Annotated in this window: 14 protein-coding genes and 1 pseudogene; 3 read left to right on the forward strand and 12 right to left on the reverse strand. The window is 60.9% G+C overall.

Features of this window, described 5'->3' with window-relative positions:
• Nucleotide 1 precedes the first annotated feature (1 nt).
• The 6 genes from AB3X96_RS25480 to AB3X96_RS25505 form a co-directional block, all read right to left on the reverse strand.
• Nucleotides 2-1204 carry a sugar ABC transporter permease gene (locus tag AB3X96_RS25480; RefSeq protein WP_184228801.1) on the reverse strand — a complete coding sequence of 401 codons (1203 nt, stop codon included), beginning with the start codon at nucleotides 1202-1204 and terminating at the stop codon, nucleotides 2-4.
• A complete protein-coding gene (locus tag AB3X96_RS25485) occupies nucleotides 1205-2815 on the reverse strand; it encodes a sugar ABC transporter ATP-binding protein (protein WP_368591888.1) in 1611 nt (536 codons plus the stop codon).
• Nucleotides 2806-3849: a substrate-binding domain-containing protein gene (locus AB3X96_RS25490; protein WP_176122180.1), complete on the reverse strand. Its 1044-nt coding sequence runs from the start codon at nucleotides 3847-3849 to the stop codon at nucleotides 2806-2808. The genes AB3X96_RS25485 and AB3X96_RS25490 overlap by 10 nt, the downstream gene beginning before the upstream one ends.
• A 156-nt stretch (nucleotides 3850-4005) precedes the next feature.
• A complete protein-coding gene (locus AB3X96_RS25495) occupies nucleotides 4006-4326 on the reverse strand; it encodes an L-rhamnose mutarotase (protein WP_368591889.1) in 321 nt (106 codons plus the stop codon).
• A gap of 49 nt (nucleotides 4327-4375) precedes the next feature.
• Nucleotides 4376-5278, reverse strand: coding sequence for a phytanoyl-CoA dioxygenase family protein (locus AB3X96_RS25500; RefSeq protein WP_368591890.1), 903 nt, complete (start codon nucleotides 5276-5278; stop codon nucleotides 4376-4378).
• 111 nt (nucleotides 5279-5389) lie between these two features.
• Complete coding sequence (locus tag AB3X96_RS25505) at nucleotides 5390-6439, reverse strand: aldo/keto reductase (RefSeq protein WP_368592047.1); 1050 nt, start codon at nucleotides 6437-6439, stop codon at nucleotides 5390-5392.
• Between the two features lie 281 nt (nucleotides 6440-6720).
• Here AB3X96_RS25505 and AB3X96_RS25510 point away from each other — a divergent pair, with 281 nt between their 5' ends.
• Both AB3X96_RS25510 and AB3X96_RS25515 read left to right on the forward strand, forming a co-directional pair.
• Entirely contained in the window at nucleotides 6721-7728 is a 1008-nt protein-coding gene (locus tag AB3X96_RS25510) for a GntR family transcriptional regulator (protein WP_368591891.1), read from the forward strand.
• Nucleotides 7729-8408: 680 nt separating this feature from the next.
• Nucleotides 8409-9425: a Gfo/Idh/MocA family protein gene (locus AB3X96_RS25515; RefSeq protein WP_368591892.1), complete on the forward strand. Its 1017-nt coding sequence runs from the start codon at nucleotides 8409-8411 to the stop codon at nucleotides 9423-9425.
• A gap of 213 nt (nucleotides 9426-9638) precedes the next feature.
• Here the strand turns inward: AB3X96_RS25515 and AB3X96_RS25520 are convergent.
• From AB3X96_RS25520 to AB3X96_RS25540, 5 genes and pseudogenes are all read right to left on the reverse strand, one after another.
• Nucleotides 9639-9752, reverse strand: a pseudogene (locus AB3X96_RS25520) (IS6 family transposase); the annotation flags it as partial.
• 165 nt (nucleotides 9753-9917) lie between these two features.
• The gene (locus AB3X96_RS25525) at nucleotides 9918-16148 is read right to left on the reverse strand and encodes an autotransporter outer membrane beta-barrel domain-containing protein (protein WP_368592048.1); all 6231 of its coding nucleotides are present in this window, start codon (nucleotides 16146-16148) and stop codon (nucleotides 9918-9920) included.
• Nucleotides 16149-17242: 1094 nt separating this feature from the next.
• A complete protein-coding gene (locus AB3X96_RS25530; protein ID WP_368592049.1) occupies nucleotides 17243-17917 on the reverse strand; it encodes a response regulator transcription factor in 675 nt (224 codons plus the stop codon).
• 930 nt (nucleotides 17918-18847) lie between these two features.
• Nucleotides 18848-20173, reverse strand: a complete 1326-nt coding sequence (locus tag AB3X96_RS25535) for an ATP-binding protein (protein ID WP_368591893.1) — start codon at nucleotides 20171-20173, stop codon at nucleotides 18848-18850.
• A 27-nt stretch (nucleotides 20174-20200) separates the two neighbouring features.
• A complete protein-coding gene (locus AB3X96_RS25540; RefSeq protein WP_368591894.1) occupies nucleotides 20201-20989 on the reverse strand; it encodes a BMP family ABC transporter substrate-binding protein in 789 nt (262 codons plus the stop codon).
• 601 nt (nucleotides 20990-21590) lie between these two features.
• Here AB3X96_RS25540 and AB3X96_RS25545 point away from each other — a divergent pair.
• Nucleotides 21591-23561 carry a transglycosylase SLT domain-containing protein gene (locus AB3X96_RS25545; RefSeq protein WP_368591895.1) on the forward strand — a complete coding sequence of 657 codons (1971 nt, stop codon included), beginning with the start codon at nucleotides 21591-21593 and terminating at the stop codon, nucleotides 23559-23561.
• Nucleotides 23562-23668: 107 nt separating this feature from the next.
• Here AB3X96_RS25545 and AB3X96_RS25550 read toward each other — a convergent pair whose 3' ends face one another.
• Entirely contained in the window at nucleotides 23669-24406 is a 738-nt protein-coding gene (locus tag AB3X96_RS25550) for an IS6 family transposase (RefSeq protein WP_368591896.1), read from the reverse strand.
• Between the last annotated feature and the right edge of the window lie 34 nt (nucleotides 24407-24440).

Raw genomic sequence — 24440 nt, forward strand, 5'->3', positions numbered from 1 at the left:
ATTAGCCGCGTCCGTTGCGCTTGCTCATAAAGGAGTCAAAAGCCAAAGCAAAAAGCAGCACCAAACCCTTGATGACTAACTGAATGAACGACGAAATGTTGAGGATGCTCATGCCATTGTCGATGGTCGCCAGGAGGATGGCGCCGACAATCGCGCCGGGGATGGTGCCAATACCACCCTTGAGCGCGGTGCCGCCGATTACGGCGCCCGCGATCGCGTCGAGTTCCATATACATGCCAGTGGTCGGTGTCGAGGCGCCGATACGGGCGGTCATCAGAACGCCGGCGATTCCATACAGGCCACCCATTAGCATGAAGCCGACGTAGAGCTGGCGTGCCAGTGGAATCCCCGCCAGAACCGCAGCTTCACGATTTGAACCAGTCAAGTATGCATTGCGACCGAATACGGTACGCGTCATCACCACCCAGAGGACGATACCGATTACGGCGACCCAGATAAGTGCGGTCGGAATTCCTCGGAAGCCGGCACACACCCAGATCAGGAGGCCAACGGTCACGGTCAGAGCCCCAAGTTTGCTCGCGAGCCGCAGCGTGTTAGTCTCGCCCTCGTGTGACCGGCTGACACGGTGCCTCCGCAGGATGTAAGCCGCCGCCGCGAGATAGGCGATCACAAGCGCCACTATCGAGGCGATCACGGGGACGAAGCCCTCGCTGATTGCCGAGAACGCCATCGACACCGGAGCAAGGGTGGCCGCATCGGTCGCATAGTAGCCGATGCCGCGGAATGCGAGCAGCCCCGCCAAGGTGACGATAAACGATGGCACCCCTACCGTAACCACCCAAAGCCCCTGCCATAGGCCCATCAATATGCCCACGCCGATGGTTAACATAATGGTCGGCACGACGCCGAGGCCGTGCGTGATCTGCAAGCTTGCCGCGACCACCCCGCACAGGTAGACCGAACTGCCAATCGACAGGTCGATCTCACCCATGATCATCAGGATCGATACGCCAGCCGCCACCAGCGCCACGATTGAGGCCTGTCGCAGAAGCAGCGACAGATTGCGTGGCGTGAGAAAGATATCGCCCGAGGCGACGTTGAAAACAATCGCGAGGAGAACGAACACTACGACCATCGTCAGCGTTCGAGGGTTGATAAGCTGACGCGCGCGGCGCCCAGCGCTGCCCGCTGACACAGCGGCTGCCGGCGGCCGCACAGTGCCCGGCAAAGTCTGGTTCTTCATTTAATGGATCTCCCCTGTCGCGGCTGCCATCAACTCGTGACGGCTAGCCTTTCTGTCAAACGATTGCGTAACGCGGCCTTTGTACATGACCAGTACACGGTCGCTTTCATCGAGAATCTCGGTCATGTCGCTCGAAATCATAAGTACCGCGGTCCCTTCGGCAGCGAGCTCGTGTAGCAAACGGTAGATCTCCTGACGCGCCCCGATGTCGACCCCGTAGGTCGGTTCGTCAACGATCAGGATGCGCGGCCGGATCGCAATCCACCGCGCGAGCAGCACCTTCTGCTGATTGCCGCCGCTGAACCATTCGACCTTGGCGTCCAGCCGCGGCGGCCGCAGGTCGAGCTTGCGAATCAGTTCGCGATTGCGATCAACCTCGTCGCGTTCGCGAATGAACGGGCCACTGGAGACAGATCGAATACTCGCCGCGCTGATGTTGTGCAGCACGCTATGCCCCTCAATCAGGCCGGTCTGCTTTCGGTCTTCCGTCAACATGCCGATACCTAGAGAAATCGCTTCAGCGGGCGAACGCGGATGTACCCGTTCACCGTCGATACGAATTTCGCCCTCGCACGTTCCTTGCCATGCGCCGAAGATTGCTTTGGCGAGCTCAGTGCGACCGGCGCCGACTAGCCCGAACAGACCTAACACTTCACCGCGGCGCAGTTCAAGGCTTACGTTGTCAACCCGGCAGCGCTTCGAGCCAAAGCCTTCATGCACCGAAAGGTTCGATACAGTCAGCACGGCTGCGGCGCGTTCATTAAGCACGCGCGGCGTGCTTGGCTCGGGATCGTGGCCGATCATGGCGCGGACCATATCGGAGATCTTGTCCTGAGCAGACGCAAAATGCTCGACCACCCGGCCATTGCGCATCACGACCACTCGGTCGGCGACCTGGGCGATCTCGTCGAGCCGGTGGGTAATGTAGATACAGCCGACATTCTGCGCTTTGATCTGTGCAATCCGCTCGAACAGGTGCACAGCTTCGCCCTGTGTGAGCGAAGCTGTCGGTTCGTCCAGAATCAGCACTCGGGTGGCCGCTTTCGACAGCGCCGATGCGATAGTGACGAGCCGCTGAGCCGAGGGGCTGAGTTCTCCAACGGAAGCGTTCGGATTGGCCTGCACACCGAAGAACGCCAAGCGCTCCATCGCGAGGGTGAATAGCTTCGCCTCGTCGACAAAACCGCGCCGCGATGGCAGCATCCCCATGAACATGTTTTCGGCGATGCTCAGATTCGGCGCGATATACAGTTCTTGCGGCACCAGCACGATGCCGGCCGCCTCCGCGTCGCGCACTGTGCGAAAACGAGCAGGCCGGCCGTCGAGCAACAGTTCGCCCTGGTAGCTGTCGGTCGGGTAGACGCCCGAAATGATCTTCATCAGCGTCGACTTGCCCGCGCCGTTTTCACCGATGACGGCGACGACTTCACCTGGCCGCACGTTGAAATTCACATCGCTGAGCGCAGGAATGCCGCCGAACGATTTGCCGACCTCGCGCAGCTCGAGCACATAGCCGTCGGGACGTGACGCATCGACGGCATTGCCCTCTGCGTGAGGCTGCGAGACATCAAGGGCTGCAGGATCACGCCACATAAGTTTGCTCACTTGCATTGTGATTTACCAGCGCCATACACCTCGTCCGCCGTGACCCATCCCTTAGGCGCGCCCGTTGTGATGAACTTACACAGGTTGGCTTGCGTCACCGCGTAGACATTCACGAGATGAGTCGGTACGGCGCCAGCGCCAAGGTTCACATCGGTCGTGCTAATTGCCGGCTTTTCCTTCCTCGCCAGCGCGACCGCAGCCTTGACTGCCGAAGTGCCGTGGTCGTTGAGGTCGGTCCATACCGACATCGTCTGTACGCCCTGAGCAATCAGTTGCAGCGAGGACGGATCGGCGTCGAGCCCGGACAAGTAGACCTTGCCGGCCAAGTTGCGTGCCTTCAGCGCCTGCGCCACGCCCAGCGCCATGCCGTCGTTGGAGGTGACGAAGCCATCTATCTTGTCGTTCTGTGCGCTCAACACATTTTCCGCATTCGACAGCGCGAGCTTTGGATCCCATCCGCGAACAAACTGGTCGAATACGACTTTCACGTCCTTGTCCTGCACCAGCACCTTGTCATACTGCTTGCTGATGGTCTGCGCAACATCATTGCCGGGATCGCCCTTCATCAATGCGAAAGTCCCGTGGGGCGACTTTTCCAACGCGCCCTTTGCCTGCAGTTCTCCGACAAGCGCATTGTTGCGCATCACGAAGTAGTCAAGCTTCGCGGTCGTCACGCCGATGTCGTATCCGACTACCGGCACGCCTGCCTGGTGTGCAGAATTGACGATTCGTCCGGCCGCCTGGCTGTCGACGGGTACGAGAATCAAGGCGTCGGGCTGCTGGCTCAACAGGTTCTCCACCTGCGACGCCTGCAGGACCGGATTGTCGTTGGCCCACTGCACGATTAGCTTGGCGCCAAGCGCCGCGGCCTCTCGCTGCATAGCGGCGATGTCAAAGGCCCAGCGGCGCTGTACCTGTGTTTTCATCGCGACAGCAATCACGGGATTCTTTGCATCGGCATGGGCCAGGCTGCTCGATAGCGTCGCTGCCATCAGCATGGCCGCGGAGAGGAACTTCAGCAGAGGGGTGGTGTGACGCACGATTGTCTCCTTACAGCATCGGTTTTATCTACTCGAACCACACGCGTACAGCCTTGCCAAGTTGTTTCAATGATTCCTTGGTCTCTGCCGTGCACGCAAATTGGCGCAGAATCGAAAACTTCGTAGGACTGCAACCAACTCAGGCCATGGGCTCGCTCATGGCTTGAAAAACACATTTTCGAGGCGAGCCCACCATTCGCCCTGCCGGCGGGTTTCGAGCGGGACCTGCATCGGCTCGCAGATCTGCCACCAATCCTGCATGCGTGGCTCCTGGGCAAGCTTTGCCTGGTCCGCAGCGAAATCCGTGCCGTGGTATTCCCAGTAGGCGAACAACAAGTTCTCGGGCTCCTTCAGAAAAATCGAATAGTTGCGGATATTTGCAGCCGAAATAATCTCAATGACCTCCGGCCAGGTCTCGCGATGAAGCCGTTTGTACTCCGGCAGCGCTTCGGGCTTGATACCGAGTACGAAAGCCATCCTTTCCATCCTGTTTGTCCTCACAGCGCTTGTTGCACGAGCGTTTTTGTCAGTAACGGCCAGTCGTTTCTGCTTGAGCGGCCTTCCAGAGCCGCGCGTCTTTCGGTAAAGCAAGCGGATCGTCTACCTTCGGCTCTGCACCCTCGATATCGAGCAGGAAGCGTTCGGCCGGGGCAGCACGCTTGTAGAGCGCGAGCGTCAGATGTTCCCGCTCGTTGAGCTGTTGCGGGATATCGCGGCGGCCGATTGCCATATGCAGTACGCGGCGCGTTGTTCCAGTCCTGTTTGCGGTGCCGCCGTGCCAGATTCGCCCGTTGATTACAGCGATCGAGCCAGCTTTCCCCGTGATGTGAACTTCGCGCGGGTGGGTTGCCACAGGATCGGCAGGCATGATGGCCTTTTCTTCGGCCGTGACTTCCATGCGCTCTGCGTTGACCAGATTAATGTCTGGCACGTTGATCGGCACGAGCTTGTGCGAACCCGGTACAACACGCGTCGGGCCGTTAGCCTCGGTCATGTCGTCGAGCATGACCATAGTGTTGATCATGCGCCAGTCGGTGTCGTGGGCGCGCCAAACGTCGCTATGCAGAGGCTGTTGACCTTCACCTTTTGCAGGGTTGCGGGCGTTGAGCGAATACACACGAATTTCGCCCATTAGACGGTGCGCAATCGCAAGGGTGGGACCGCAACGAAGGCAGCGATCAAACGCTTCTGACTTGTTGAACAGGTTGGACAGGCGCATTGCGCCCGGCTCGATGTGGACTTCATGACCGCCGTAAGCGCCTTCTATTTTCTGAAGCCGGTCAACTTCGGCCCTCATCTCGTCGATCTCTGCCGGGGAAAAAACATTCGGGAAAATGCAATAGCCATCCCTATCGAAGGCGTCGATCTGTTCTTGCGTGAGGATCGATTCCGAAATGCCCAATTGCGCCAGTGCTTCAGCGGTGTTCATCTGCGTCTCCCGGAGAAAGTTAATGATTTATCGCGATGCCTATCGTGTTGCTAACAATGGTGTTCTGATTTACCCGCTTCGCGGCCGGTTATCTTCCCGTTACGCGCTTGTCTAGACCTGCATGTTCTCGACGACGGGCGCATCGGTGCGTAGCAAACCTTCGGTGCGCAGATCGCTCCACAGTTGCGCGGGAATCGGCGTTTGCATGGATTCGACGTTGCCTTGTAACTCGGCGGGCGTTATCGCCCCGGGAATCACACTGACGACAGCCGGGTGCATCAGCGGAAATTGCAAGGCGGCATCCCTCAGCGCTACTTGATGGGCGCAGCATACTGCTTCAATTGCCGCCACCCGCTTGAGTATGTCGGGCGAGGCCGGTCCATAGTTGAAGTAGGCCCCAGGCTTCGGCCCCGTCGCGAGAATGCCCGAGTTGAACGGGCCGCCGATGATTACACCCATATCCTTCTTCATACACAGCGGCAGGAAGGAATCGAGCGATTCTTGCTCGAGCAGTGTGTAGCGTCCCGCCAGCAGGAATAAGTCGACGTCGGTATTGCGCGCAACTGTTTCGCTGACCTGCCATTCATTTACACCGATGCCGATCGCTGCAACCACGCCCTGGCTGCGCAAATCGCTGAGTGCTCGCACACCGCCGTCAAGAAATTCACGCGTGCGTTGTGCGCTTGCTTCCGCACTTCCATGCGTGAAGATATCGATGTCATGACACAACACGATGTCGATCCGGTCGGCTCCCAGACGCTCGAACGAAGCCTCGAGACTGCGCATCACGCCGTCGTATGAATAGTCGTAGATGACTTCGCGAGACGGTACCTCAAAGAACTTCCCGATGCCGTCGCGCTGCTCGGGTGCGCAGCGTTTCAACAGCCGCCCTACCTTGGTAGATAAGAGATAGTCGTCACGCTGTTGTTCACGAAGGAACGATCCCACGCGTGTCTCCGCCAATCCATATCCATACAGCGGCGCCGTATCGTAGTAACGCACTCCATGCTGCCAAGCTGCTTCGAGCGTCAGCCGCGCCTGCTCGTTATTCAAGGCGCGGTAAAGATTCCCTAGGGGCGCGCTACCGAAGCCTAGAGAAGTGAATTGCAACGACCGGCCGGAACGGCTCTCAAAGCGGCGCCGACTGGGCAGACGAGTCATAGCGTGTGACACGGCTGAATCCTTTCTAATGAGTGCGATGGTGGAGTAAAAAGGTGTACAGTTGTCGGTACGTACATTGAATACGTTGTACATAGGTGCAATGTATACGACGTACATTGCGTGACCATCCGTGCATACCCTGGAGCTTTAAGTCAACCGAGCGGAACCTTGAGAACACGTAACATAGGGGACCGAAATGCTCGCACGGCAGAGCTTTCGGCACGCTTCGTTTTTGACAATATAATTTCGTTGCACACGACTCACCGCGGACCAAACCAACTATGAGTTCCAAGCCTGCCCTCTCCAGCCTCGGCTCGAATCCTGACGAGCACGCTCCGATGCAGCAGCGCGTCTATGCGCATATCAAAGCAATGATCCAGGACGGACGCATCCGCCCTGGGGAGCGCCTGCTCGAGGTTCACGTCGCTCGCGCATTCGCGGTAAGTCGTTCACCAGCGCGACGGGCGCTCGAAGCCCTCTGCATCGACAAGGCCGTGCGTGCCGCACCCGGCAGAGGGTATATCGTGGTCGGTCGGCGTGCCGACGACAGTCGGGGCGATCTCGCTAACATCGCCGAAATGATTGTCGAGCCGATGCCACGATGGAAGCAGGTCTATGCAGAGATGGAACGACAGGTCTGTATCGGCGTCGTCTATCATTCTTTGCGAATTACAGAAGAACGCGTGGCCGAGCATTTCGACGTAAGCCGCACTGTCGCTCGCGACGCGCTAGGGCGATTGCATAGTCTTGGGATGGTGAGCAAAGACCGGCAGGGCCGGTGGGAAGCTGAACGCATCACAGCCGATCGGCTACACGCCCTATATGAATTGCGCTGGCTCCTGGAGCCGCAGGCACTGATGCAGTCGGCGCGCGCTATTCCCCGAGAACGCGTGCGCGAGGCGCACGATAGGTTGCGAGCGGCGCTCGATGATATGCCGCAGCTGGGCAGCGACACGCACATCAGCCTTGAGAAGGACCTGCACATTGAATTACTGTCGGCCTGCCCGAACCAAGAATTGTTGCGCGTGCTCGATCGGACCCATTCTCTGCTCGTTTCGAACCCGCATCGTCTTAAATGTTGCGTTGGTGAACCGCAGGCCCACCTTGAAAGTAGCCTACGCGAGCACCTCGACGTGCTCGGCCTGTGGCTCGACGGCAGGCTTGAGGCTGCTGCAGCAGCATTGTGCCAGCATTTACAGGAGTCCTGTGCGTTTTGGATCGACAGTTGGGGCCATGTTGAAGCGCGCCCCACCCCACCGCTTCCTTCATACCTGACGCCTACGGACTGAGGCAGGAGCCATCTAGCGCAATCGTCTTCGCCACGACTTTTCTGCACGACTTTCTCCCCACGGTTGACCAATTTCTGCCTTAGGCGCACCCATACTGCTTCCCGTCTGTTTGGACAAGATCGAGACGCTGCTGCCTCCTCCACTCCAACCATCCGCGGACACCGCAGGCGCCGTTCGTAGGGCGGCCGGCCATACGTGTCCGCAGTTCGCGTCATCGGTCACAGGCAGCGAGCCGCTCCGCCTTCCACGCGCCTCGCGACGAAACGTTTAGCGAAACGTTTCGTCACAATCTAGATAAGGCACCTGCGGATGTCAATGGCGGGTAAACGTGGACCTTCGGTCAAGGGCGTGCCCAAGGTGGCGTCGAGGAACAAGATTCTGGCCGGTGTAACCCCTGATTGTGATATGGCGGTCAGGTTGCTATAAATTCCTAACAAAACGTTTCGCTAAACGTTTCGTTGCGGGCCGTGGTAATGCTAGCCAAGGTTACCAGTGGTTGTTCGCCTGGCAGGCTGCGCGATCTGGCGCCCCTGCCATTCGCAAGGAGATCGCAATATGGTTGCGATTGTCTGCAGCGGAACGCGCTATGGCTGCGGTTCAATTGATGACTTGCGCCCACTGAGGGAGCCGGGCGCAACTAGTCGCATTTCGCCTATGTCAACAATGAAGGAGAATCAGTGATGGTCAGTCATTTGCGTTGGGGCGTGATGGGCACTGCCGATATCGCGCGCACTCAGGTGATCCCTGCTATTCAAACGTCCGTCAACGGGTCCGTCGTGGCACTCGCGAGCCGCGACCCTGCAAAAGCCCGCGACTACACACAGGCCTTAGGCATACCGCGAGTAGTGGAGAGCTACGACGCGTTGCTGGCCGATGTCGGCGTTGATGCGATCTATATCCCGCTTCCCAACAGCATGCATGCCGAATGGGCAATGCGCGCGGCCGAGGCAGGGAAAGCGGTTCTGTGTGAGAAACCGCTCGCGACGACCGCGAAGATGGCAGAAATGGTTTCCGACGCCTTCTCGCGTCACGGCGTGGCACTGATGGAAGGCTTCATGTATCGGTTTCATCCGCAACACCGGCGCGTGCACGAGCTTATTGCGCAAGGTGCGATAGGCCAGGTCCGCGAGGTTCGCGCACATCTGTCCGTAAATCTGATGAATCCACCCGACCCCGCCAACGTTCGGTTGCAGCCTGCGCTTGGAGGCGGCGCCCTGCTGGATATGGGGTGCTATGCGGTTAACATCGCGCGGATGATATTTGCATGCGAGCCCACGCATGCGAGCGCGGTCTGGATCGTCGACTCGCATTTCGATGTGGACATTGCAACGACGGGCATTCTCGAATTCCCGAATGGTTGCTCTGCTTCGGTCAGTTGCTCGTTCATGGCAGGTGGTCAGGGAACTTACACCGTGATCGGCACCGAGGGTTCGATTGAAGTGCCGCGTGCAATTCTCCCTGGAATGGGTACCCGCGTCCCTCAGGCCCTGGTCGTTCTGGTCGACGCGGACGGAAATCGACGGGAAGAGGTATTTCCTCCAGTCAATCAGTACTGCCTGATGATTGAGGCGTTTGCATCTGCCGTATTGACTAAGCGGACAATGCCATTCACGACGGATGACGCGGTCGCCAACGCCAGAGTGCTTGATGCGCTGGCGTCGGCTGCACGAACGCATCAACGCGTCAATGTATCGTGATGGCGTGCAACCGTCCCGCGAAGTGAAACACCAGCGCAGCTTGTCAACGCGGGATATCAGCACTTTGAGATACCTCACTCTCATTGATATATGCAACCAGTCCAGAACAGGTGTAGGAGAAAACGGCAATCGACAGGCGATTGAGTGGAGGCATTCGGGTTTTGTCGCGTTAAGGAAGACGAGTCAAAGAAATGTCGATATGGTGAGGATGACTTATACGACCAAAGCGTAGAACTGCTGGGCGGGAGTCTGCGCGATGCCGCCGTCTTTCGTCTGGCCTTTCACGATCATGTGCATGAACTCGATGCCGCCGAGAATGAGCCGGGCGAAAAATCGACCGCCATAAGCCCATTGCGTCACGTCGACGACGCGCGCGTGTTGAATCAACTTGCGCGCAGGGTACCCGAACCGGATTTGCGACAGCGCATCCTGGTCACCAATCCAACTACGCTTTATGTCTTTTGCTGCATTGTCCGGGTCCCGGAGGTTTTCTCAGAACCGGTACTTGAACCTGACCTGGCCGCCATTCTCGACCTCGTGCGCGGCAACGACGCCGTCATACTCCAGACGCACATCGAGACGTTTGGTCGTATAGACCTCTACCCCAGCGGAAAACTTGCCTGCAACGTGCGCATTGGTGAGCGTATTGGTGAAGCTGCCGAAACCCGGGGCAGCGGCGAACGAGGCGTCGGTCGTGTAGCTATTGCCTGCAATGAAGCTCACCCCGGCGCCGACATAAGCGTCGACTGTCGCTGACCCGATCTGCGCGCGCGTCCCGATCCGCAGGTTCGGCGTGCCGGTCGCAATGACGCTGTTCGCACTATTCACCTTCAGGTTGAGCGCGCCCGCACCGCTCTCCGTGTAACCCGGTAGATTGATGTAGTTCAGGTCGCCATCGAGCGCCGGCTCCAGGTAGAAACGACCGAACGGAATCTGATAGGCCGCGCGCATGTGCATTCCGAGATTGAACGAATTGGGCGAGGCGGTCGCCACCGCATTGGCGCTCGGGATCACGCGCGAGCTGTTCAACCAGCCGTAGCTGGCGTCCACCGCACCGCTGAAAGTCCACGGCCCGATCTCGTGCTTGAGCGCGACGACGCCAAGAAGCGCATTGCCGTTGGCGCTCGTCAGGTTGTCGTTGCCGGTGAAACGGTCGGTCTCGTAGCCGATGGCGCCACCGAGGAACCAGCCGGGCTGCAGCTGGACCTGCCCGCCGACCTTCATCGTCGTACCTTGCCAGCCGAAACCTGGGAACGAAGCGTCGGCGCTGCGGTTTTCCCACATGCCCGTGGCGCGGAACCACACGCAGGAGCCCTGCTTTCTCACGGTGGTGTCGTCGTCGCCGAACTCTGGACAACTGAAGACGGAGCGCGAGAATGCCTGGCTGGACTGGTAGCGCGCAGCGGCCACGCCTAGCAACTCCTGGCCGGAAACCGCAGTCAGCGTCTGGGCATAGCTCGACGTGCTACCGGCGCTGCCGAAGGCGCCGAAGATGGGCGCATAGGTAGGATCGGCGCTGTTCCACAACCGGTCCAGGTTGGCTGCGACGCTCTGTTGCGTGGCCGAAGTCCCCTTGCTCGCAGCGACGAAATCCGCATCGGTTTTAATCGCGACGGTGTTGCCCTGCACCAGCGGCGTGAAGCGGTAGACCGGCGTCGATGAACCCGCGAGTGCCGCATCCGGCCGAATGCCGCCGGCCGCCGACAGCACGGTGCTCGTACTCTTCAGATAGCTCACCGGATCGGCCTGCACCTTGCCGGCAAGCGCGGCGGTACCCGTGATGTTGAGCAGATCGGACCGCTTGTTGGCCGGATCGATCTGTACGTTCAGCGTGCCCGTCGAACTCTGCACGAGATTGCCGGTGAGAACCGTATTGCCGATCGACTTCGCGCCGCCGACTTTCAGCGTACCGGCGTTGTTCACAGTGCCGCCTCCGACGTTCAGCGTGGCCGGTGTGTCGATAACGCCACCGGGCAGATTGTTGACAACGCTGTTGCCGGGGCCACCAAGGACGTGAATGTCACCGGTGATAGTGCCGGAGTTGTTGACCGTGGTGGTGGCGGACGCCTCGCCATACAACGTGGGGTCCACCAGGATCGCGTATTTGCCTAAGGTCTGGATGGTGCCCTGGTTGGTGATGATGTTGTTATTGCCGCCAATCAGACGGACGGCGGCAGCGTCGCGAAACTCCGGGTCCAACCCGCCCATTGAGGAGGTCCGGAAATTGGGATCGGTCGTACCGCCTACGACTTTCGACCCGGGCGCCAGGTGGATCGAGATTTGCCCGCCTTTCTGGCCGTCGCTTTGCGCCAGGATGCCGGCGGACCCGACGCCTGTGGCCATGACCGTGTCGTTATCCCTGACGTTGACGGCGACCATGCCGCCCACGCCGGCGCCACCCGCGCTGCCACGTGCCACATCATGCAGCGGGCCGAGCGTGCTTGAGTTGTTGTTGGAGGCCAACAGACCACCGCCACCGCCGATCGATTGCGCGAAAATCGCGGGCGCGTACCGGCCGGTCGTCAGGACCTTCCCGCCGTTTGCCACGATGACGTTGACGGTGCCGCCATTGCCGCTGTTGGCGAATACCGTGCCGCTCGTATTGTCATCGTAGTAGTTCGGGGCGGACGGGTCGCCGGCAAAGCCCCCGCCACCGCCGATCGATTGTGCGACGATCCCATACGCACCGTCGCCGGTGGTAGAGACAGTGTTGTTGGTGTCCACGACAAGAACGTTGCCACCATTGCCGCTCGCGCCCCCGGCGCCAACGAGCGTGCTCGTGTTGATCTGTCCGCCCGCCACGAACCCGCCCCCGCCGCCGATCGACTGCGCGACGATACCGTGCGCGTCAAGCCCGCTCGTCGTCACGTTGCCTTGCGTGTTGACAGTGACGCCGCCGCCATTTCCCGAACTGCCGTTCTGACCGCCGAAGCTCAGTGTCACCCCGTAGATGTCGGCGATCCGTCCCTGCGGATTCTGGACGGCTTTGGAAGGATCGAATGTCTCATCGCTGCTTGCGGTCGTCACGACACCGCCGCCGCCTCCGATACTTTGCGCGAGGATGCCGACGCTGTGCTTGCCAAGTGTCGTGACCGTGCCGCCGTTGCTGACGCTCACGTCGCCGCCATTCCCGGCGCCTCCGCCATTGCCGCCCACGGCGATCGACAGGCTTTTCAGCGAACCGCTGACCGCCCCCGACATCGCGCCGTTGCCGCCCCCGCCGCCTACGCTCTGCGCGTACACGCCGAACGCTTCCACCCCCTGCGTCTCGACTGCGCCATTTGCATTCTGCACGACACTCACCGCCCCGCCCGAGCCCGCCGCGCCACCGCTGCCGCCCACGGCGACCGCGGCCTGCACCTTCGAATCATTGTTCGACTTGCCGACCGAACTCGCCGCACCGCCGCTGCCGCCGCCGCCGCCAACGCTCTGCGCGAAGATGCCGTGGGATTGCGCGCCATAGGTGCCGATCGCGCCGGTGTTGCTGGCGTTCACCGCGCCGCCCAAGCCACCCGCGCCGCCACTGCCGCCGACCGCCACGCCGACGCTGATCTGGTTCACGGTGCCCAGAACTTTCGATACCCCGTCCGGCTGCGTGAGGAGCTTTTCCAGATCACCATAAGTCGCTTTGATTTTTTCGCCGAGCACTCCGACCTGCAGGATGTTGTTGCCCAGGTTCTGCACATTCTGGTTGAGGCCGAGGCCCTGACCCAGAATGCCAAACAGCGTCTGGGCGTTGGAGATCGTGTCGAGGCCGCCGCTGCCGCCCGCGGCCGCCGCGCCCTTGCCGCCTTTGCCCCCGCCGCCGCCGACGCTTTGCGCGAAGATGCCGGTCGAGGCCGCGCCGCGGGTGACGATGTTGCCGTTGTTGATCGTCGTCACCGTGTTGCCGTCGCCGCCGACGCCACCCTTGCCGCCAACACCCACGGCGATGGCATCCTTGCCGCCGCTGGCCGCAGCGGTACCTCCGCCGCCTGCGCCGCCGCCGCCGCCCACGCTCTGGGCGAACACGGCATCGGCGCCGTCGCCGCGCGTCGCGATCGAACCGTCGTTGGTCAGGCCGACCGTGCCGCCCGTCCCCCCCGTCCCGCCCGTTCCGCCCACCGCGATTGACGCGCTGAAGCTGGCTTTGGCGTTAGCCGCCGTTGCCGAGGCATCGCCCGTTCCGCCATTGCCGCCGCCACCGCCAATTGACTGTGCGAACACGCCGTGGGCGTCCTGGCCCAGGGTTGCGATGAGCCCAGAGTTTTCGAGGTTGACGGCGCCGCCCGTGCCGCCGCTGCCGCCGCTGCCCCCGAGAGCCACGGAGACCGACAGGGACGCCCCCTTGGCAGGCGACGCGGAGTAGGACGCGGCGGTTGCGTCGCCGCCCGTACCACCGCCGCCACCGACGGACTGCGCGAAAACGCCGGTCGCGCTGTCGCCCGCAGTGGTGATCAGGCCGGAATTATCGAGCGTGACATTGCCGCCGGTGTTGCCGGTCCCGCCGGCGCCGCCGATAGCGGCGCTGACACTGATCGAAGGAATATTTGGGCTACCCGATGCGGCAACGGCACGCGCCGTGGCGCTGCCGCCGGAGCCGCCGCCGCCGCCGATGCTTTGCAGCACGACACCTTCGGCGTCCGAACCATACGTAGCAACCTGGCCCGAGTTGGTCAGCGAAACCGCGCCAGCCGCGCCGCCGCTGCCGCCGAGTCCGCCAATGGCAACCGAGCTCGACAGCGGGCCGCCGACGGTGAACGCTGTAGCGTTGCCCCCATTGCCGCCACCGCCGCCGATCGACTGAGCCTTGATACCGGCTGCGTGGTCGCCGTAGGTCGTGACGAGTGCGGCGTTGTCAACGGTGACCTGGCCGCCCGCGCCGCCACCGTGGGCATCACCGCCGAGCACCATGGTGATCAGCCCCCCGCCGCTCGACGTCGCGCTGCCGGCATTGCCGCCGGAGCCGCCAATGCTTTGCGCAAGGATGCCGGCTCCACCGCTCTGGTCGAGGCTGCCAAACACGCTGTTCTGGCCCAGCGCGAGTTTCACCGCGCCGCCATTGCCGCCCTGGCCGCCGTTGCCGCCGATCTCGAAGCCCGCGCCAGCGGTGACGCCGCTGGCGTCGCCGCCGCTTCCGCCGCCACCGCCGATGCTTTGCGCGATCAGCGGGATGCTGCCTACGCCTGATTGACTGCCGACCGTGACAAAGGCGTGGTCCGAGTTCACCGTGACCGCGCCGCCATCGCCGCCCGCGGCACCTGCACCGCCCGTGCCGGCCAGCGCGAAGCTGACACTACCGCCATTGCCCCCGCCGCCTCCGACACTTTGCACCAACGCGCCATGTGTATATGGGCCGTTCGTTTTAATTGTCGCCGTGTTCGTCGCGTCTCCAAGGGTCAGCGAAGCCTTCCCGCCAGCGCCTGCCTTACCACCATCACCGCCTTCACCCACGACAGTGCTCTGGGCGCCGTCACCGATGCCGCCGGCACCTCCATTGGCCTGCGCCAGCACCCCCTGACCCCCGATCAACCCGGCATCAGACTGCCCGGCCGGAACATTCGCGGTGTAGTCGATGGAACCAAGGACGGTGGCGCTGGCGCTGCCGGCAATTCCGCCGTTGCCGCCCACACCACCCTCATTGCGGAATGAGCCGTCGATGGCAGTGCCACCGCCCCCGCCCGCTCCGCCATTCGCCTTGGCGGTCACGCCGCTGCCCGGCTGATACCGACTGTTCGCCGGTTGCATCTGATCGGAGAACACGATCTGGCCACCGCTGCCGAGTTCCGCGCTCGCTGTGCCGCCGTTACCTCCGTTGCCGCCGGTCCCGCCAAAACTGCCACTTCCACCGTACGCGCCACCGGCGCTGCCGCCCGTACCGCCATCGGCGTCGGCCTGCATCGGAAAGATCTGGCCTGCCGGGGTGCTGGCGGTCAGACTGCCGTTCTGAAAGGCGAGCGTCGCGGTACCGCCGGCGCCGCCGTTGCCGCCCTTGCCTCCGTGGCCTTCTACAACCAAATCGCCCGGAGTGGGCGAGTTGCCACCTGCCCCGCCGGTCCCGCCCAGGGCGGACGCTCGCAGGCCGACACCATAGAACTGAATGCTGCCGGAGGCGTTAAGCGCTGCCTGACCACCCCGCCCCCCTGCTCCGCCGTTGCCGCCGTAGAGCGGCTCAGTACCTTGGGCATTGGACACGGCACCCACTCCGCCGGTGCCGCCATTGGCTTCCACGTCGAGCGCAACTTCCGGAAGGACACCTTTCGGGTCGGGACCAACCGTGCCGCTAAACTGCACGGAGACCGCGCCGCCATTGCCTGCCGCCCCGCCGTTTCCCGTGTGGGCGGAGCCATTGGCGTCATAACCGCCCTGTCCGCCGGCACCACCATCACCACCGTCGACGGACCATCCCGCTCCCATCGTGGGGCTGATGAAGGTCGGCGCGAATCCCCCCTTCACCGTAATTCCGCTGTTGACACTGTTAAAGGAACCGCCCGACTGACCAGCGAAGCCATCCTGGCCCACTCCGTTCCAGGAGCCGTCGTCGGCGCCTTTGCATCCCGCCTGCCCCGCGGCGTTCAGGTAGTACTGGGGAAGCGGCGCTGCGCCAAACGACTGATTGGAAAAGTTGGTCTGTGCCGGCGCCACAGGCAGCGCCGGGTCGGCGCTGCTGTTGCACTGGGCTCGCACAGCGACCGGAACAAACAGCGCGGCAAGCGACGTTACGGCAGAGGCCAACGCAACCACCGTCCGACGCTTGCGGCCGCAGCAATCCTCAAAGCAAAGCGCCGACGTCAATGTCCGCGCAGACTCACAATGCGATGAATGCTTGAATATGTACACGATCTTCCTCATTCGGTTCTGTCGCAATAACAGGTGCAACTGGTTTCAGTCTTTTGAAAAAGACATCGAATCTGTCTGCGAGTCGCACAGAGACTGGTTTTACTGGCGACCCGGCTCGATCGGACAAAATCCGATTTCTGGACACGACGAATGACCGCAAGCCGGCACTGGCAAGTGATGCCTACGAGATTGAGCGCTGCCCAGGAAGATGATTAATTTCTAGCTTTCGCCGGAATATTTCGGCGGAGGTTTTCCAACTTGATTAAGGCCGGCAAAATGGGCTGATCCGTTCATCCTCAAGCGCCTTTTTCGAAGCCCACTCGGATTCATCGTTGGCGCCTGCGAATGCAACACCACCTGGTCCCACGCGGATCTGATCAGACATGGGGCAATTAGCGGAAGCCGCTCCGCCATAAGCCTTGCATGGTCACATAATCATGAAACTTAAAAGCGACTTAATATGGTTAAATGTTTTCATAATAAATCTCACGATCCAGCGTGCCGAGGCACCCAATGCGCGTTTGAAAAGACATCAATCCGTTGCGCTTAGGTTGCATAGTGCGCGTGATAACTTAGATAACCATTAGTAGGAGGGAAAATCAGGTGCCGCTACCCGGGCTTTGTTCAATGGAACAAAAATGCGAATATCGAGGAGCTGAAGAGCGCGGCGCGAATTTCGAGCCTGGAACTCCGCTTCCACGACGGGCGTCGCGCTAGGGCAAGCCGGTTGGTGTTCTACGGTGACCGGGCGAACGTGTTCTGCTGAACATCGGCCGGCAAGACCGGCAACGGCGTAATGTTTACGAAAGTATGGATTAGCACGATTCGATATGTGAATGACTGCTTCCTGAGCGACGCAGAACTATGCTTTTCTTCGGGGGTCTCCGATCATCACCAGTGCTCCGAAGAAGAATATTTGGAGATTCGCTTTATTTCCGCCAACAAGAGCCCGGAAAATTGACATCGCCGTCGTACGGGAACGTAGCCGAAACGCGCGGTCACACCTCGGGCGATTCGCCGAGCGTCACAGTCCAGCCGAGGCCACGCACGTTGCGAATCACAGACTGTCCGAACTTCTTGCGTACACCGTGGATCAGCACGTCGACCGCGTTGCTCTCGACTTCCTTACCCCAACCATAAAGCTTCCCCTCGAGTTGATCTCGCGAAAGGATAGTGCCGGGGCGCTCAAGGAACGCGAACATCAATGCGAATTCGCGCGCCGACAGAACGGATGACACCCCGTTGCAGCATAGAGTTCGTTTGTCGAGATCGAGGTTCAACGTGTCATTGCCTAGACGCGACGACGCAAAACCTGCCCTGCGACGCAACACGGCACGAATCCGCGCGAGCAGTTCGGGCAGGTGGAAGGGCTTGAGAACGTAGTCGTCAGCGCCGACATCGAGCCCTTGGACCCGGGCGTCAAGGTCGTCACGTGCGGTCAGGATCAGTACGGGTACCTTGCTCCCCTTCTCACGTGCCGCCTTCAGCAATTCGATGCCGCCCATGCCGGGCAAACCAAGATCGAGCAAGACCAGCGTATATTCAACGGCAGCGATGGCCGCGCTGCCGGCATTGCCGTCGCGGACCCAGTCGACGCTGTACTCCGCATCCTGAAGCGCGCGCAGCAAACTTTGACCGATCTGCAGGTCGTCTTCGACTATGAGCACTCGCATAGTGCAATGTCCACGGCAATGGAGCGTTGTCGTTGGGCGCAAGGCAAGGAACATTCTTCCGCGGGCGCGTTTCGCGCCTGAGCGATTTGCGATTCATGCGTAATGCGCCGGTTTTTTCTCAACAGTTCGGAAGCTTCGCATCAGGCGAATTAGCTCTCCGCGGGAAAAACTTTCTGAACCACTCGGGAATGCCGGAACTGATGAAGCTGTATCGCCCCGGATTTCCACAGGTGACTGAACACTCACTATCCTCGGAATCGACGGGCAGTAAATACACATTAAGCATGTTGTCCCCCTCGCGTAGGCGACGATCTTGCGCTAGGCATTCCCTCGCAATAACTCCCGGAATCGAACCTGCACTGGCGCTTTTCGGCTCGCCAATCCGCAATCTTCGTCTCAGGAAATATTTTAGGCCCCAAGAATGAGATTGGAATGAGAATCGACGGAACGGCCCTTCCTCGGTCCTATTAAATGGGGTCGGTCGCGATGCACGGCTCCGTTATGAAGTCAGGCGACCTGTGCATGCGCCCGCTGCGCCGCCAGTGTCCTTCCCTCGCCGTGATGATTGGCGTCTACCGACGTTCGATTACGCTACTCTCCGACACGTGACATCAAAGCAACGTCAGAAACACATTCCAATCTTCTTATGTCTTCAAGTATTCGATCCATTTCCATTGATCGACAGATGTACTGTAAAGGGTTGCGATAATCCTTAGAACATCTCCAAAGCGCTCGCCGCAAGTCGCCACTGCAATCGCACTGATCGCAGGCATCACCGAAAGAGCTGCAAGCAACTCGCTGCTCAGAGAAGGCTACCTGACAGGAACGTAGTCACAATGCCAGTATGTACGGTGCCTATTTGATGAGAATTAGCGTTACGCCGCTTCCCGACCGAAACCCGTGACGGGGTGCCATTCAGGGCCCACTCTCCTACATAGTGCCGCGCGCCGGGAGAACGATTGTAGCGATCAGACCACTGTGTCCATCGCTGCGGTTTGCAAGCGAAATAGAGCCCCGGTACTTCGCCACGACCGATTTGACGATCGAAAGCCCGAGACCACTACCTTCCGAATCCTCCGCACGCAGACGGAAGAAGCGATCAAACACCCGGTCCAGGGACGCTTCCGGAATGCCCGGTCCGTTGTCGGTCACGCGCACCACAAAGTCGTCGGCGCTTCGGAACAGATCGATGTCGACGGTTCCGCCGGCAGGCGTATAGCGCAGTGCGTTCTCAAGCAGATTGCGCACGGCCATACGCAATTCTCCTACACGCGCTTCAACTTGCACGCTCTCAAACTTCCCTACGCCAAGATCGATCGAGCGTGCATCTGCAACCGGCAGAAAATCCGCGACGAGCTTCTGAACCAACTGGGACAGATCCACTGTCTCGATTGCTGTCAGATCGAGCTGTGCATCAGCTCGCGCTAGCGAGAGAAGCTGTCGGATCATCGTCGACGCTCGAGCGATGGCCTCGCGCAATTCGCGCAGACGCTCGGAGCGTGCCGCCTCGTCGGGAGCGTTGACGAGGTTGTCGACGCGGAGCTGCATCGCAGCGATAGGCGTGCGCAACTCGTGCGCGGCATCGGCAACGAATCGTTTCTCAGCGTCGATACCAACCTGAAGCCGGGCAATCATCCGATTGACCGAAGCCGCGAACGGTCGTACCTCGTCCGGCACGCCCGATATATCGAGAGGCTCGAGATGCCGAATGCCGACTAACTCCGACTGCGCCGCTGCACGCGACAGCGACGCGAACGCAGCGTTGACGACAAAGGGAATAGCGAGCCAGACGAGTGGAATCAGGATGAGCGTGGGTATCAGGCTTTCGAGCGCGGCATGCCTTGCTGTTTCTTCGCGGAACGCCACCGGCTGTCCGACCTGGTACGTGTACTGGCCGTCGGCCTTTCTTAACGTGTAAATGCGATAGGCATGCCCGCCGATACTCTCGATCGAATATCCGTCCGGCGCATTGCGATCGAATAGCAGCTCTGGATCGGTATTATCCGTTGGCGCCGCGTCGCCGCTCCTCCAGATTTGCCCGACAAAGCCGTCGACGGAGTGCTGCGGCGGACCGTGTGAGCCTATCGCGCCGACGTTGCCGGCGGACAGCCAGATAGCGGCGCCCTGCAAGTGCACGTCGAGCAGTTCGCCGATGTGCTTGCGCGACAGCCAATACGACGTATACGCATCGATGAGGCCGACTGCCGTGACCAGTACGATCAACGTTACAGTAATCTGGTTTTTCAACGAGCTCATGCGATCGAGTTCAGCGTATATCAGCGGTTACCCGTGCGGCCACACAATCTTCCAGACATTGTCCGTATCGACGACGGGGTAGTCGCCGCCCTCAAATCGGCCCGCAACCACTCCATCGACGAAACGCCGGAAAATGATGCTCGTGTCGATGATCACGCTCGCCGCGACGTTTCCGTACCGACGCGATGCATCGGCCATCCAGCCGATCACGCGGACGCGCGGATGGCGGGCGGCCGCGACGATCACCGCGTCATTTGCATCTGCAACGAGTACATCGGCGCCGGCGTCGATCTGCTGCACGGTCAACTGCTGCGTGCGTCGGCGGTCATCCCAGTTGCCGACCCAATCTACCAGAACCGTTGCGTCGGGCGCCTTGGCAAGTACGGCCTGCCTGAAGCTTTGCGCCTCCGTACCGTCGACAGACTCTACGCCGCCGACGAAGCCGACGGTCTTCGTCTTCGACACGCTCGCGGCAACAGCACCAGCAAGCGCGCCACCGAGGCTCTTGCAATCGAGACAATAGTTGACGACGTTGGGGCCACTCGCCTTACCCGACAAGGTCGCGAAATAGGCTTGCGGGTATTGTGCTGCGGCCGTTGCGGTGACTGCGCTCAGCTCAGCGCCTGCCAGAATGAAACCGCGTACACCTGCCGTGTAGTGGCGGCCGATAACCGTGAGAATTCGCGCGGCACCCAGACTGTCGGCATCGCGCACGACGGTCATCCGGTAGCCGTTGCGGCGGACCTGGAGGTAGCCGCGATATGCGGCTTCGCTGAATCCCAGATCGCTTCCGGTGTAGGGAATGAACAGCAACACGGGCCATCTGCTAACCGTGCCTGCAACGGATGCATGCGTCGCGCCTCGGAGTGCGGTCGGGGTGAACGCAGATAGTGCGAGCAGCGAACAGGCAATGCGACGTCGCTCGTTGACGGGGGCCGGTTTCATTCGGGCAGGATTTCTATGCGCTTCCTCAGATAGTCGAATGTTCTGAAGAACTGACCTGAACACGTCGAAAGTCTATGCAGGCGCGGAAGATAACGTCAAGAGCGATTTGTCGCACCAACAGCTGGTTGTGGGTTTTTGCCGGCTTTGTCAGGTTAAGCGAATGGGATGCTGCTTTCCACTCAGATAAGGTCACCAACCATCGACAATCAAGTAGTCGAGATTTTTAGACCCGGGCTGCGGCTATTCCACACCAAGCTGAAGGTACAGCGCTCGGGAGGTGCTGCGGAACGAATTCTCCCCCTTGAGAATTAGGCTGGAATTAGATGCGTGAGACGGCGCCCCACAGGCAACCGTCCGGCTCGCAAAGCGCCGAATTACGGGCTCCGTCCAGTCTTTTTCGAAGCTTCGCTTCGCCGAATTGCGGCCTAAGCTTTGGCTCAATTTTCTGCACTAAAACAAGGTAAGAACAGCGATGTCCACACGACGTCACCGGGCGTCTCGCGCGATCGGCTTTGCCCTTGCCGCCGCGACGTTCGTCGTGTCTGGCACGGCGGTGGCCAGACATCCCACCCGACTCTCCTCGCTTTCCGCTGACGATCAGATTTTCATCAAGTTGCGTGACGCCGCCCGCGACAACGATCCCGAGCGTGCCGCGCAGCTGGCGAGCCTGATCCGAAATTATCCAGCGCCGGCTTATCTCAGCTATTTTCAGATCAAGCCGCGTCTGTTCAACGGCGCGGGGCATGCGAATCTCGATGCGCCGGACGTACCGGTGCTATCGTTTCTGCAACGCTACGACGGACAGGCGATTGCCGACCGTCTGCGCAACGACTACCTGCGCGTGCTGGGCGCGCGCCACGACTGGAAGGATTTCGATTCCCAATATTCCCTGTTCGTCCTAAACGACGACACGCAGGTGAATTGCTATGCGCTCGAGTCGCGCGCCGCGCGGGGTGAAAACGTCGCCGACGCGGCGCGCGCGCTGTTCGTCGAGCCGAAGTGGTACGGCGACGGCTGCGTCGATCTGATCACCGCGCTCGGGGGTAATTACCAGTTCACGTCGGAGGATGTCTGGCAGCAGATTCGCGAGGCCTATGAACAGGGCGCGACGAGGACCGGCGGCAGACTGGTCGATGCGCTGGGCACGGCGCGCCCGGATCCGCTGCGGCTCGAGCAGGCGAGGAACCAGCCGCGCGCGCTGCTGGCGAAAGGCATCCAGATGGACTCGGCGTCACATCAACTCGCGCTGCTCGCCATCACGCAGGTGGCGGCCAGCGATCCGGCAGCGGCCGCAGCCATCTTCACCGCGATCGCACCGGCGCTCACCCTGGCGGAACGCGCTATCGGCTGGGGCACGATCGGGTATCAGGCAGCGACCCGGCAGCTGCCAGGCGCGGTGGACTGGTACCGGCTGTCGGCGAACGCGCCCCTGTCGAGCCAGGCCTATGAGTGGCGCACGCGTAGCGCGCTGCTGGCAGGAGACTGGATGATGGTGCGCTGGTCGATCGAGCAGATGCCGGCCGCGCTGCGCGCACAACCACCGTGGGTCTACTGGTACGCACGCGCGTTGAAACAGGCCGGCGAGGTGACAGCGGCGAACCAGGAATTCGGGAAGATCGCGGAAACTTACACCTTCTATGGCCAACTAGCCTCCGAGGCGCTCGGCCAGCGGATTGTGATTCCGCCACAGATCAAAGTGACCGACGAAGAAGTTAAGAAGGCCAGCCAGACACCGGGCTTTGAACTGGCAAAACGCTTTTATGCGCTGAACCTGCGCACGGAAGGCAACCGGGAGTGGAACTGGCAGTTGCGCGGCATGACCGACCGGCAACTGCTCGCAGTCGCCGAGTACGCACGCCGCATCGAGCTCTACGACCGGACTGTGAGCACCGCCGACAGGACGCAGACCGAGCATGATTTTTCGCTGCGCTATCTGGCGCCGTTCCGCCCGATTGTCGAGCGAGATGCGCAGTCCACCGGGTTCGGTATCGAATGGGCGTATGGCCTCATTCGCCAGGAGTCGCGCTTCATCATCAGCGCGCGCTCGGAGGTTGGCGCAGGCGGCCTGATGCAGGTGATGCCGGAAACCGCGGAGATGGTCGCGAGGAAGATCGGGCTCGGTCCGCTCTCGCGGGCGAGGATGAATGAGCTCGACACGAACATCCTGCTCGGCACGTATTATCTGTCGATGATTTACAACCAGCTTGACCGTTCGGCCGTGCTCGCGACCGCCGGCTACAATGCCGGCCCTGGACGCCCGCGCAAGTGGCAGGCCAACCTCCTGCGTCCGGTGGAAGGCGCGATTTTCGCGGAGACTATTCCGTTCAACGAAACCCGCGACTACGTCAAGAATGTGTTGTCGAACACGGTCTACTACGCGGCGTTGTTTGATGGCCGCCCGCAATCGCTGACGGAGCTGCTTGGTCATGTCGAGCCCCGATGACATAGCAACGCTTCCGCGCTGACCGCACGGATAAAAATCAAGAGCCATCCTGGGGGCACTGTCAACTTGGGCGACCTCGTCGATGATGATCCATAACGCACTGCGGCTCAGAAGACATTCGACGGAGTTTGGGTGACATTGGTAAATTCGCGCCACGCGACGAACCGGGCCGCGAGGTGTTTACGATAGAGAGAAGCACGCAGCACATGTCGTTTCAGTGCGAAGTGCTGCCGGATCGGACCAAAGCTCGACAGGAAGGCCTGCGTACGCTTCGGGTCGCGAAAGCCTCGCATGCGCCGCTCGCGCTCCCGCGTGGGTTGATGGCTGTTCTCTGCCCGGTTGTTGACACGGGCCGCAGCCCTGACGAACACATGCTTCACGTTGACCAACTCCGGGATGTCGGCTTTCGCCGCCGGATAGCTGCGCAACTGGTCGGTGACGATCTTGCGTGGCACCGGGTTCAAACGCAGCACACGCTTGAAGAAACGTTTGACTGCAGTTCTGTCGCGCCGCTTTTGCAGCAAGATGTCGAGTTCGGCGCCGTGCTCGTCGACTGCGCGCCACAGCAGGTACGGTTCGCCACGCAGTGTGACGAACATTTCGTCGAGGTGCCACGTGCCACCCGGCTTGCGGCGCGCCGCTTTCACCCGATGGGCAAAGCCCGCACCGAACTTCTCGCACCAGCGGCGAATCGTCTCGTAGCTGACCGTCACTCCGCACTCGAACAGCAACTCTTCGATATCGCGCAGGCTGAGCTGGAACCGGAAGTACCAGCGCACCGCGTGGCTGATGACCGTCGCCGGGAACCGGTGGCCGTGATAAAGCGATTTTGTTTTCGTCGTCATCGCATCATGTTACGCGAACACCCCGCCAACGCGA

The sequence above is a fragment of the Paraburkholderia sp. BR13439 genome, from assembly GCF_040948805.1.
In the GTDB taxonomy this organism is placed as follows: Bacteria; Pseudomonadota; Gammaproteobacteria; order Burkholderiales; family Burkholderiaceae; genus Paraburkholderia; species Paraburkholderia youngii.